At 60.3% G+C, this 12424-nt stretch carries 9 protein-coding genes and 1 pseudogene; 6 read left to right on the forward strand and 4 right to left on the reverse strand.

The features are described from left to right. Nucleotides 1–53: 53 nt before the first annotated feature. The 4 genes from B2D37_RS04490 to B2D37_RS04505 all read left to right on the forward strand — a co-directional run bounded on the left by B2D37_RS04490 (nt 54) and on the right by B2D37_RS04505 (nt 4716). The gene (locus B2D37_RS04490) at nt 54–2108 is read left to right on the forward strand and encodes a FimV/HubP family polar landmark protein (RefSeq protein WP_079201589.1); all 2055 of its coding nucleotides are present in this window, start codon (nt 54–56) and stop codon (nt 2106–2108) included. A 342-nt stretch (nt 2109–2450) separates the two neighbouring features. Further along, the gene (locus B2D37_RS04495) at nt 2451–2744 is read left to right on the forward strand and encodes a SelT/SelW/SelH family protein (protein ID WP_079201590.1); all 294 of its coding nucleotides are present in this window, start codon (nt 2451–2453) and stop codon (nt 2742–2744) included. A 302-nt stretch (nt 2745–3046) separates the two neighbouring features. After that, nucleotides 3047–4180, forward strand: coding sequence for a CynX/NimT family MFS transporter (locus tag B2D37_RS04500; protein ID WP_079204900.1), 1134 nt, complete (start codon nt 3047–3049; stop codon nt 4178–4180). A gap of 107 nt (nt 4181–4287) precedes the next feature. Continuing rightward, nucleotides 4288–4716, forward strand: a complete 429-nt coding sequence (locus B2D37_RS04505; protein ID WP_079201591.1) for a hypothetical protein — start codon at nt 4288–4290, stop codon at nt 4714–4716. A 27-nt stretch (nt 4717–4743) separates the two neighbouring features. Here B2D37_RS04505 and dacB read toward each other — a convergent pair whose 3' ends face one another. Beyond that, nucleotides 4744–6183: a D-alanyl-D-alanine carboxypeptidase/D-alanyl-D-alanine-endopeptidase gene (gene dacB, locus B2D37_RS04510; RefSeq protein WP_079201592.1), complete on the reverse strand. Its 1440-nt coding sequence runs from the start codon at nt 6181–6183 to the stop codon at nt 4744–4746. A gap of 236 nt (nt 6184–6419) precedes the next feature. Between dacB and B2D37_RS04515 the strand changes: the two genes are divergently transcribed. Then, complete coding sequence (locus tag B2D37_RS04515) at nt 6420–6764, forward strand: YggL family protein (RefSeq protein ID WP_079201593.1); 345 nt, start codon at nt 6420–6422, stop codon at nt 6762–6764. Nucleotides 6765–6935: 171 nt separating this feature from the next. Here B2D37_RS04515 and B2D37_RS04520 read toward each other — a convergent pair. The 3 genes and pseudogenes from B2D37_RS04520 to B2D37_RS04530 all read right to left on the reverse strand — a co-directional run bounded on the left by B2D37_RS04520 (nt 6936) and on the right by B2D37_RS04530 (nt 11648). Further along, nucleotides 6936–9112, reverse strand: a pseudogene (locus B2D37_RS04520) (HD domain-containing phosphohydrolase). A gap of 145 nt (nt 9113–9257) precedes the next feature. Continuing rightward, a complete protein-coding gene (locus B2D37_RS04525; RefSeq protein ID WP_079201594.1) occupies nt 9258–10313 on the reverse strand; it encodes an FUSC family protein in 1056 nt (351 codons plus the stop codon). Nucleotides 10314–10316: 3 nt separating this feature from the next. Then, the gene (locus tag B2D37_RS04530) at nt 10317–11648 is read right to left on the reverse strand and encodes a deoxyguanosinetriphosphate triphosphohydrolase (protein WP_079201595.1); all 1332 of its coding nucleotides are present in this window, start codon (nt 11646–11648) and stop codon (nt 10317–10319) included. A gap of 324 nt (nt 11649–11972) precedes the next feature. Here B2D37_RS04530 and B2D37_RS04535 point away from each other — a divergent pair, with 324 nt between their 5' ends. Further along, nucleotides 11973–12350, forward strand: coding sequence for a DoxX family protein (locus B2D37_RS04535; protein WP_079201596.1), 378 nt, complete (start codon nt 11973–11975; stop codon nt 12348–12350). Nucleotides 12351–12424 lie beyond the last annotated feature (74 nt).

Below are 12424 nucleotides of genomic sequence, written 5' to 3' on the forward strand. Positions count from 1 at the left end.
CAAGGCGTGGAGTGGTGTAACGACTCGGGAGCGGAGTCAACGGGAGAGTTCATATGTCTCGAGTCCGGCAATTGCTGTTCGGCCTTGCTTCAACCTCGGCATTCTATTCCGGGGTAGTTCCGGCTTTGGGGCTGGGCGAAATCACCCTGCATTCAGCTTTGAATCAGCCGTTAGAGGCTGAAATCGAATTATTGGAAGTTGCTGATCTGGCCAGTAGTGATCTGTTGGTACGGCTTGCATCTGCCGATGTATTCAGCCGCTCTGGTGTCGATCGTTTGTTCTTTCTCAACGATCTGCGTTTCACACCGTTGTTGCGCGGCGGCAGCAGTGTGATTCGTGTGGTGTCGAACCAGCCGGTGCGTGAGCCCTATTTGAACTTCATTGTCGAAGTGGCGCGGCCTAATGGCGCGCTGCTGCGTGAATACACCCTACTACTCGATCCGCCTGGCTCATCGGCCTACCGGACCGTCGCTGCCTTGCCAGAGGTGCGGGCAGCGTCCGTGCGTCCTGCGGTTGCGGCATCACCAGCAACTGCTGCTGCGCCTCGGGTCATGCCGGCAGCCGAAGCAGGTGCGCATTATCAAGTGGTCAGTGGCGACAGCCTGTGGAAGATCGCCACAGGCTTGCGCGCTGCCGGTAGCCAGGCCTCGCAGCAAGCGTTGATGCGCGATATCCATGCGCTCAACCCGCAGGCATTCAGTCGTGGTGATATCAACCGCCTGCAGGCTGGAGCCGACTTGCTGCTGCCGGATACAGCCCAGGCGGGCAGTACGCCGATCGCCAGGGTAGAGCCCTTGGCGCCTGGCGAACCGCCAGTCGACCCGCAGGTTGAACAGATGGCACTAATGCAACAGCGCCTGGATCAGGAGTTGCTCAGCCAGGCTGAGGAGAATCTCAAGCTGCAACAGAGCATCACCGATCTGCAGGCGCAGTTGCAGCAGCTGCAGGTACAGGTGGGCGACAAGGACCAGCAGCTGGCTGAATTGCAAAACCAGCTGGTGGAACGTCCTGCACTTGCACAATCGTCTCCGCCACTTGTCGCGGCGGAGTCTTCGCGGGTTGAACTGAGCGAGTCAGTCGAGACGCCGAGTCGCAATTGGTTGAGTGCCGCTGTGGCTGCGCTGGCCCTGCTGCTGGTTGGCCTGCTCGGGTTGTTCTGGCGTAATCGGCGCTCGTTGACACCGCTAAATCAACAGGTTCAGCCAATACCAGAGCCTGTGATGAAGGCACCAGAAGCAGTTGCGCCGCTGCTGCACCGCGCGCCACCTGCTACTCGTGTCAGCCAGGCAACGGTTGCTTCAGCGACTCCCCCTGACGCATTGGAAGGCGCAAATATCTACATTGCCTATGGCCGCTTCAGTGAGGCGGCGGTGATCCTCGGCAAGGCGCTGGATGTCCAGCCAGAGCGCAGCGATATTCGCTTCCGTCTGCTCGAAGTGTTGGCCCAGCAGGGCAATGCCCAGGCCTTTGCCAAGGAGGAAGCGAAGTTGCGCAGTGCCGGTTTCACGGCAGCGCGTATTGATCAGCTCAAAACGCGTCACCCCGGTTTGCTTGAGGTCCCTGTGACGGCAGGCACTCTGGAGGATGCCACGCTGGTGCTGGACGAGGCACAGCTGCAAACGCCGGTGCAAGCGGGGGGAACGCTGGAGACTGATTTCCAGCTCAATCTGGATGACCTGGCGCTGGATGCGGATTGGGATCTGGTGAGTCCCTTTCCAACCAGCATGCATAAAAAGAATGGCCACTCGACGTCAGATGCTTCCGAGCTTGGCGATCTGTCGGAGACTTTTGAGTCGGCTGGAAATCGCGATGCACGCAGTCCTTTCGTCCAGACGATGCTGGTCGAAGAAACATCGGCGGATGACTGGTTGCAGAAAGACCTGAACGAAGGTTTTCTTGATCAATCCCCTGCCGATGGCAGCAACCTGTTGCACGACCTCGATCAGTTGGCTGGGAACCACGGTAATCTGACCAAACTCAACCAGGCACTGGCTTACATCGACCAAGGCAGTCTGGAAAGCGCGTGTAACATCCTCAATGAAGTGATCAACGATGGGGATGACGAGCAAAAACAGGAAGCCCGCGAGTTGCTGGCGAAAATTGCCTGAAGGCATGGTTCAAGCCAGTCACGAGTGGCCTGGTCGGTTGGTTGGTTAACTCAAGGTCGCCGTTTTGAGTCTTATTTGTGGAAGGCCCGACCTCGGTGTGTCCTGCACCGCGACAGCGCAATCTGGCAGCCCTGAGGGCTGTATTTGCCGCGGGTCGCGGCCTCCTGCAAGGTTCTGGATAGGCTGAGTCCATGGGCTAACGGATTAATCGATCAGGTCACTAGCTGACCGAAGCTTCATCTAAAAGGCTCGCTTACCCGCACAAGGTAAACGGGCCTTTTACGTTGCACCCTCGAGTTTCGGACGGGGTTATCATGATTTTTTGCGTAGGCAGAGTGGTTTATGTCCAGCGACAAAGTTGAAGTGACTATCACCTATTGCAGTCAGTGCCAGTGGCTGTTGCGCGCGGCCTGGCTGGCCCAGGAACTGCTGTCGACCTTCGCCGATGATCTTGGCAAGGTCAGCCTGCAGCCTGGCAGCGGTGGGGTGTTTCGCGTCACCTGTGACGGCGTGCAGATATGGGAACGCAAGGCCGACGGTGGTTTTCCCGAAGCCAAGGTGCTCAAGCAGCGCTTGCGCGACTTGATCGATCCGGCGCGGGAACTTGGCCACAATGATCGTTCGGCCGACACCTGACCCTTCGCACGGCAGCGCTTTGCTGGATTGATTGGCATTCTGGCAATCCTGGCAACCCAATACACTCAGCCACCCTGGGCCGTGACAAATACGCGAGCCTCATTTGGCTGATCGCTCGGTCAGCTTTTATGTTTTTGGCCTTGTTCTCAAGCGGTCTCGGCGCTAGGGTTGCCAGCCCTGTAGGCTAGTTGCGACGATGTTGGAATTTTAGTGAAAGCCACGCATGAAGCCTTTTTTCAATTGTCTTTTCGATCACTGCGGGTCGACGCAAATTGAACGCGCCGTCTAGAGCCCTGCTATTGCTGGCACTGGTGGTCGCGGCGATCAATCTGCGCCCCGGTATCACCTCTCTGGCGCCGCTTATCGAGCGGATTGCCGATGAGTTGGCGTTGAGCCGGAGCCTGATCAGCCTGACCACGGCATTGCCGGTACTGTGCATGGGATTGCTGGCACCTTTTGCACCGCGTCTGGCTCTGCGTCTAGGGCTGGAACGCACCATCGCCTTGTGCATGGGGGTGATCACCGCCGCCTTGCTGATGCGCCTGGCTGGCCAGTCCAGTGTTGTGCTGATTGCCAGTGCGGTGCTGCTCGGTGCCGCCATTGCGATTGCCGGGCCATTGCTGTCGGGGTTTATCAAGCGCCACTTCGTTGGGCAGATGGGCACCGTGGTCGGCTGGTATTCCCTGAGCATGGCTGTAGGCGGCGCGGCTGGTGCCGTGCTGACGGCGCCAGCCACGCAACTGTTCGGCGACAGTTGGCCGCAGGGGCTGGCGGTCTGGGCCTTGCCTGCGATGTTGGGGCTGTTGTTATGGCTGTGCCTGCCCAATCGGGCGGAGTCTGCCGAAGCCGCCGAAGCCGACAGCGGTTTGCCCTGGAATCAACCGCGGGCCTGGTTGATCAGCTGCTTTTTCGCGATTCAGGCCGGGCTGTTCTATGCCTTGGCAACCTGGGCGGTGGCGCGTTACCACGAGGCAGGCTTGACCCTGCCGCACAGCAATGCGCTGTTCAGTATTTCGATGCTGATGGGCATGCCCAGTGCATTCCTGTTGCCCTGGTTGGCCCAGCGTTTCGGCAATCGTTATGTCTTGTTGGTCGCCTGCGGCTTGGTGTCGTCTGTCAGCCTAGCGATGATCACTTTCATGCCGACTTTCGCGCCGGAATTCTGGGCGGTCAGCATCGGCTTCGGTCTCGGCGGCTCATTTGCCTTGTCCCTGGTGCTGCCGTTGTACGAGGCGGGCTCGCCGCTGGCGGTCAGTCGCTGGACCGCGATGATGCTCTGCATGGGCTACAGCATCGCGTGTCTGACGCCGGTTCTGACTGGTCTGGCGCGCGATCTTGCCGGTCACTATCAATTGCCGTTCATGGTGCTGACCAGCCTGGCGCTGTTGATGACGGCGCTGGCCTGGGTCATGCGTCGCGGCCCGCGCCATTCCTGACCCGGCGAGTGTGAGTCGGCCGACAAAATGACAAAATTCCCCAGCAGTTCCTTTCTCGGCAATCGGCGCTGTGTTAGAAGGCAGCCTTGATTTTCTGGAGTGCCCGTGTGGAGTCTGAATCCATCGTTTATGGCTGCATTCGCGACTGGCCGTCCGATAGCCCGGCACAGAGCCGTCTGCGCCGTGAGATCAACCACCAGGTGCTGGGCGAGTTGCCGGCTGATGAGGCCTGGCCATTTCTCGGACGCGAGATGTTCGCCTTCTGCCAGCAGCCCGAAGAAGGCCTGTACCAGACGCAGGTGATTCACTTCGGCGCCAGTTACCGCGCGGTCGAGTACGAGTGGAGCCTGTGGGTCGAGCGGTTCGAGACACTGCTCAAACGCCTGTATTGGGCCAGCGCGGTGGTGCATCTGGAAACCGAACTGAGCGGCACTCATACCTTCCGCTGGGAGTCGGACAACGCGGGTCACAGCCCTCAGGAAGGCGAGTTACGGGTGCGCTGCGCCTGGGAGCGCGAAGGCGGCTTGCGCGGCTGAATGCCGGGTAGCCGCCTACCTATGCGTTCAGGGTTTAGGTTGGCGATACAAGTCGATCAGTACCTGGTCGAGAATCGATGACGCGCCCCAGGGTCGCTGATCATTGAGAATCGCCACCACCGCCCAACTGTTGCCATTGCTGTCGCGGCTGTAGCCGGCGATGGCCCGGACATTGTTAAGGGTGCCGGTCTTGATATGTGCCTCGCCGGCCAAGGCGGTGCGGTGTAGGCGTTTGCGCATGGTGCCGTCCATGGCTACCAGCGGTAGGGAGCTGATGAATTCGGCGGCATAGGGGCTTTTCCAGGCAGCCTGGAGCAGTTGGGCCATTTCACGTGCGCTGACGCGCTCGTCACGCGACAGGCCGGAGCCGTTCTCGATTACCAGGTGCGGAGCAGTAAGGCCCTTGCGCGCCAGCCAGCTGCGGATCACCCGCTGGGCGGCCTTGGCGTCGTCGCCGTCGGCCTCATTGCGAAACTGCGCGCCGAGGCTCAGAAACAGCTGACGGGCCATGGTGTTGTTACTGTATTTGTTGATGTCGCGGATGATCTCCACCAGATCCGGGGAGAAAGCGCGAGCAAGCAAGCGGGCATCTTTCGGTACCTCGGCGAGGCGGTCCTTGCCGAGGATCTTGCCGCCCAGCTCCTGCCAGATGGCCCGTACGGTGCCGGCCGCATAGCCGGGATGGTCGAGCAGCGACAGATAGGTCTGGGCCTTACAGCCCTCTGCAAGTTTGCCGGTGACGATCACGGTAGTGCCGTCGAACTGTTTCACCGGGTTGTAGCGCACATCCGGCCAGCCTGGACATTTGCCTGCCGGCAAGGCCTTGACCTGATTGTCGATGCGGATCTCGGCAATCGGTGGTTCGACCGCGATATGCACCTTGCCGCCGTCGGTACGCGCGACGAAGCGCACTGCCTTGAGGTTGACCAGCAAGGCGTCGGGGGTGACCAGATAAGGTTTGTTGGTGTCGCCGCCGTCATCGTTGAAGGTCGGCAGCGCGGGCTGGTTGAAGTGGCTGCGATCAAGTACCAGGTCGCCGCTTATCTGGTGCACGCCGTTGGCGCGTAGGTCGCGCAGCAGCAGCCAGAGGCGCTCCATATTCAGCTTGGGGTCGCCACCGCCTTTGAGGAACAGGTTGCCGTGCAGCACGCCGTCTTTCAGCGGGCCGTCGGTGTAGAACTCGGTTTTCCACTGGTGCGTTGGGCCGAGCAGTTCCAGGGCGGCAAAGGTGGTCACCAGCTTCATGGTCGAGGCCGGATTGATCGACACGTCGGCGTTGAAGAAGGTGCTGTTGCCAGGACCGGTAAGCGGCAGGGTGACCACCGACAGCGATTGGGTACTGATCTTGCTGGCTTTCAGCGATTGCTCAACCTTGGGCGACAGGCCGCTGTTGACGGCAGCCTGCAAGGGTAGGGCGAGCGGTAGGAGCAAGCCGGCGATAACCAGCGTGCGCAAGGTGTTGATCATGGGTAGATACCCTCCAGTTGAGGGTTGGTGGTCACGAATGACATGTACGGAAGGTCTCGTCGAGGTTTTGCGAATTGCCGCACATTATGCCCGAGGGCCGGGATGCTGCGCTGCTCCATGATCGGCGTCAATGCTTTGCTCCGGTGCAGCGCCTGTCGCCTGGCAGGCAGCGAGGCGGGCAATTCGCACGGCAAGCTGCTAAAGTGCCGCGCGTTATCACTTTTGAGGATTGTTCCATGGCTACTAACCGTTCCCGCCGTCTGCGCAAAAAACTCTGCGTGGATGAATTCCAGGAGCTGGGTTTTGAGCTGAACCTGAACTTCAAAGACGATCTGGCCGAAGAGGCCATTGATGCATTCCTTGATCAGTTTCTGCGTGACGCCATGACCGCCAATGGTCTTGGTTATGTCGGCGGCGATGACTATGGTCTGGTATGTCTGGCCCAGCGTGGCTCGGTCAGCGAAGAACAGCGTACCCAGGTCGAAGCTTGGTTGAAAGGTCGTGATGAGCTGGTCGACATTACTGTCAGCCCGCTGATGGATGTCTGGTATCCGGAAAGCACCATCAATACTCCGGCCTGACGTTCGCCGGCTGGGCATGCAACATGCCCAGCCGTTGCTTCACCGTCCATGCAGGACCTCGCGTTCCACCCCTCTCTCCTGCAAGACCCTCTACTTCGGCAAGAAAATACCAAACCCAGTGGGCGCCTTGTCTAGCAGTCTGGCTTTGCTCAGTACCGCGCGGTCATCCACCTAATCGATCTGTTGCGCCTGCATGAAGCGTTCGGCGTAGCGCCGATAAATTTCTGCGCGCACGAACAAACCAAACAGTTGCGGGTCAATGCGCGCGTGCTTGCACATGGTCGCCATGATGAGCAGTGACTGCCGAGAGCAGCTTGGCCTGTTTGTACGGATGGTCTGCAGCAGTCAACGCTTCGAAAATATCGGCTATTGCCATCATTCGGGCCGGTCGGCTCATCTGCTCGCGGTGCAGGCGTTTCGGGCAGTGTTGTTATCGATTTTGTCGTGGTGACCTTGCCGCAGTCATGCCGCCAGGCGGCGATATGCTACACCTCCGATTCATCATCGCTGGCCGTGGCCGTCGGCATTGATGGCGCCGACGATCAGTTGGATAAGGAGTCGAGCAGCTGTTTGCGTCCATCCAGCAGGCGCTGGCTTTCAATACAGCGCGCCGCTACTCCAGACACCGCCTCGACGAACGCCACGCACTCGGAGCTTTGCATGGCTCGGTCGGCTGGCTCGCCACGGTCGCAGTGCAGCAGCACCAGGACGCCCAGCCTGTCGCCCTGAGGGTTATACAGGCCGGTGGCAACCAGGTGGGCGCGCGGGCTGTCGAGGGTTAGCAGCAGGCTTCGGTAGTCGTCGGCCTGGTCGAAGCCCAGCGAGGCGATGCGGCTTTTGTCGCCGTTGGCTGGTTGCTGCAACCAGCTGGGCAATTGGCTGGCGGCCTTGGCGTAGCCACGAATGCCGTGCTTGTCGAGGCTGTGCGGCGTGCCGTCGAGCAATAGACCATAAGGCTCCAGACGCCCGCTGTCGGCATCGAGCAAGTAAATCAGGCCGCCGTGGGCCGCGCTGATGGCCACGGTTTCCTGCAGGATCCGCTCAAGCAGAGTATCTAAGCGGGTTTCGGCGCAGAGGCTGGCGGAAATCTCGAGGAAGCTGGCAATGGTCTCTTTCATCCGCGCCATGGATTTAGCCAGTTGATCCACTTCCAGTACCAGCGAGTGACCGCTGGAAGGGTAGTTGAAGTCGAAACGGCGGATGGCCTCGGCCTCTAACACCAAGGCACGCAAGGGTTTGGCCATAATGCGCGAAGCCAGCCAGCCCAAGGGTAGGCACAGCAGCAAGGCGGTCAGCGTGATCAGTGCGCCTTGCCAGCGGATGCGGTAGGCGTCGGCCAGCAGTTCGTCTTCCGGCACCAGTAGCGCCAGGTACAGACCTTGCGGCCCACCTTCCTGGATATGGCTGCGCGAGACGACCCAGCGTCGTTCGCTCAACTCCAGAACGCCCTGATGCGGGGCGTCCAGACCATCAGCCAGGAGGGCCGCGAGTTCCGGGCTGAGGTCTCGGGCCGGGGTCAGGTGCGCTTTGCCGTTATGCATCAGCAGCAGGCGCGTGCTGTCTGGATAGGCCACGGTATTGCCCTTGGCGTCGAACAGGATGACTTGGCTGTTAGCCGTCACCTGGTGCTGGGCCAGGGTTGTGGAAAGCTCGGAGAGCGTCAGGTCTGCGGCCAGAACGCTGGTCGGTCCGGCACGCCTGGCCAAGGTAGTGCCGACTTGCTGGGTGGAAAAAAACACATAAGGCGCGGTGGTGATCTGCTCTGCATGGCTGCTGGCACTCAGGTACCAACTGCGGCTGCGTGGATCGAAGGCTTCCAGGGGCCGTTGCTGCTGGCTGATGAGGTTCAGCGCGTCATCGAAGAACAGGTAATGGGCCTCGACCCCGGTTGCGCTGCGGTCGATCGACCAGACTTGATAGGTCGCCTGCTCGGGTGCCGCCAGGAGCTGCTTCAGCGTCTCGCTGCGCAGTGGCCGCAGCATGAAAAAATCGCCGTCCGCATAGCCGAGGTACAGCGAGGCCAGTTTGGGGTTGTCACGCAGGGCCTGGGCCAAAGGTTCAAGCAGCGCCAGGCGACCCTGAAGATCGGTCGCCTGGGTGTCGCGATTGAGCACCAGCATGCTGAGCAGGTGGTTGATGGGTAGGTAGGTGTGGCGCAGATCTTTCTGCACATCCTGTTGGATGCGCTCGAACAGCTTGGCGCTGCTGGAAAAGATGATCTGCGAGTTCTGCTGGTAGTTGAACAGTCCCAGTACTATGCCGATCAGCAATAACAGCAAGGTGAACAACACGCTGATATGTACGTGCAGGGGGACGCGACGGTCGTGGAGCCTGGCAATCCTTAGCATCGCGCGTCTCTCCGTGAAGTGCGTTACGGACCCAGGAAGCATAGTGAAGGGTCCGCAGGCTTGCCTGCTAAACGCTATTAATTATAAGAAAATAGCTGCTTAGAGCTGCTATTCGTCCGCCGGCGGGATGCCCGACTCAAGGCGCTCACCGCGGCGCAGCAACGCGCTTCGCGTGTTTGTCCAGTAACTGACTCAGGCCGTGCATGAGCAGCGCGACGAACAGCACCAGTACCACGCCAAACAAGGCGTTGAGCAAGCGCACCTCGGCAAGCTGCCAATCCTGCGCGAGGCTTTCGGCCAGCAAGACGAAGCAGACGGTGGTGTGCAGTACGAATAAGCCATAGTGGTTGGCCTGTATGGCACGGCTGATGGCGATCAGCGGCAGCAGGGTGGCGACCATCAGCGGCGGGTCCTGCAGGCTATGCCCGAGCAGAATCAATAACCCTGCCGCAGCCAGGCTGGCCAAGCTCGATTGCAGGGCGCGTACCAGGCTGCCCTGGAATTCCAGCTGCAGTGTGGTGACCACGGTCAAGGTCAACCAGTAGCCGCGTTGCAATTCAGCCAGGTTGACGACCAGACCGGCGAGCGAGAAGGCCAGGGTGCAGGCCAGCGCATGCAGGCGCCACTGCTGGCGCGGCAGGCGTTTGGCGTGGCGTTTGAGTACTTTGAGGAGGCTGACGAAGCGTGGCATGTATGGCCACATGCGCAGGCCATGCATACCGCGCAGGCCAAACGCCAGGAGCATCACCCAGAGCCCGCCGAGGATGAACAGCATGGCGATGGCGAGCGGTTTATCCAGGTTGCCCAGGCCTTGCTGACCTTGGCCCAGGCACAAACAGACGGCCAGGCCTATGCCGAGTTTGCCGGCCTCGCTGCCAAAGCGTTGTAGCCAGGCGAGCAAGAAGCCGAAGGCACCGAACAGGCCGAGACTGATCAGCGGATCGCTGGCCGCCCAGAAACCCAGACCGGCACTGCCGGCACCGAGGCCGATGAGCATCAACATGCGCAGCATACCGAGGCGGTGCAGGGGGTTGGCCTGGGCGGCCTGAAAGGCGCCAACCGATGCCCAGAGAAAGCCCGGGTGGGCACTGAACAAACCCAGCAGCAGGGGCAGGGCGCAACCGAAGCCGGCGACCATCGCCGGCCCCCAGGCTGGCGGTCCGGCATGCCAGCTGAAGGTTTTGCGCAGGACACTTTTCATGAATTACACCGGACTCGAGCGCCCCGTCATTTCACGGGCCATTTCAGTAGCGTAGCTGTCGGTCATGCCGGCGATAAAGTCGATCATGCGCAGAAACGAGGTATACAGCGATCCGTGCGGATCGGGCGCATTGTTGCCGAGCAAGTCGAGGATGCGCCGGTGTTTGAACGATGGCGTGCGTCCGCCGTGCTGCTCCAGTGCGGCGCCACAAAAGGCATTGAGGAGAATTTCCAGGGTGGTGTAGGCACCGATCTCGTGCAGGGTCTTGCGCTTGTCCTGGAATATCTTCTCGCGCGCCATGTCCTTGGCGCTCTGCACGCAGCGTTTGGCGGTGCCGTGCATATGCTCGACCAGATCGCCTTGCAGGGTGCCGGCCAGCAGGGCGTCCTGTTGCTCGACGAAGGCGTGGGCAGCGGCATTGGTCAGGTGTTCGATGGCCTTGCCGCGCAGAATCGCCAATTTGCGCCGTTTGGAGTCTTGCGGGCCAAGCTGGCGATAGGTTTCCGGCAGGTCGTCACCGACCAGGTCGAGCAGCAGCGCCTCGACTTCGCTGTAATCGAGCAACTCCATCTCCAGGCCATCTTCCAGGTCGATCAAGCCGTAGCAGATGTCGTCCGCCGCCTCCATCAGATAGACCAGCGGATGGCGCGCCCAGCGCTGTTCTTCCAGTTGCGGCAGGCCAAGTTTTTGGGCGATCTGTTCGAGCAGTGGCAGTTCGCTCTGGTAACAGCCGAACTTGTGCTTCTTGTAGCCGAGCGCTTCGGCGTGACGCGCAGTCCAGGGGTATTTCAGGTAAGTGCCGAGGGTCGCATAGGTCAGCCGCGTACCGCCGTCGAACTGGTGGTATTCCAGCTGGGTGAGCACGCGAAAACCCTGGGCGTTGCCTTCAAAACTGAGAAAGTCGCCGCGTTCGGCCGCGCTCATCGCATCCAGCCAGCCGCGCCCTGCGGCCTGCTGAAACCAGTGGCGAATCGCATCCTCGCCAGAATGGCCGAATGGCGGGTTGCCGATGTCATGGGCCAGGCACGCCGACTGCACGACCATGCCCAAGTCGCTTGGCTCGCACCAGGCGGGCAGTTCAGGGCGAATCATCTCGCCGACGCGCATGCCCAGCGAGCGTCCGACGCAGCTGACTTCCAGCGAGTGGGTCAGGCGCGTGTGGATATGGTCGTTGCTCGACACCGGGTGCACCTGGGTCTTGCGTCCCAGGCGGCGAAATGCGCCGGAGAAGATGATCCGATCATGATCTTTATGAAAGGGCGTGCGGCCCAATTCATCGGCGCTGTGCGTCGGTTTGCCGAGTCGTTCGCGATTGAGCAGTGTTTGCCAGTCCAAGGCCAGTCCTCGCCATTCAGTGGCTGATGTCTCTAGCTTCGGGGTTGCCGAGCTTTCCTGCAAGTATCCAGGCTGCTCGTGTCGCAAGGCAGGGCATGCCGGCATTACTGTGGCGTCGCTCAATTTTGCTTCGAGTGGCGAAAGATGGGGGGCGTTGCTAAGGTCAAATCTAGGTGCGAATGGAGGCATCCTGCCAGCTGGGGCTTGTTTCGCGAAAGCGTGTCTCTGCCCATCTGCACCTCCCGCAACAGCGAATATAGGGTGATCCACCGAAGCAGGCCGTTAGCGTTCGCTTAAACGGTTTTTTCTCATAATGGAGGATGTATGAATAATGCAATCGTCTTGGTCGCTCGGCTGCTGCTGGCTCATATTTTTCTGTTAGCCGGATTCAGCAAGATCACCGGTTATGCCGGTACTCAGGGGTATATGGAGAGCGTGGGCATACCCGGCGCGCTGTTGCCGCTGGTGATCGCTTTGGAAATCGGCGGCAGTCTTGCACTGATCTTCGGTTTTCTCACCCGCTGGGCGGCGCTGGCGCTGTCAGCTTTCTGTATTGCGTCCGCGTTGATTTTTCATAATAACTTTGCCGAACAGACGCAAATGATCATGTTCATGAAGAACCTCGCCATGGCTGGCGGATTGCTTCTGCTTTACGTGCAAGGTGCGGGCGCCTTCAGCGTCGATGCCCAGCGCGGTAAGTAGTCGCGCTGCCCCGTGACCTGTTGCATAGGGTGGATTTATCCGCGAAAACCGCTGAGGCGGCGACAAAACTTCGC

Origin of the sequence: Pseudomonas sp. CC6-YY-74 (assembly GCF_002025205.1) — a bacterium.
In the GTDB taxonomy this organism is placed as follows: Bacteria; Pseudomonadota; Gammaproteobacteria; order Pseudomonadales; family Pseudomonadaceae; genus Aquipseudomonas; species Aquipseudomonas paeninsulae.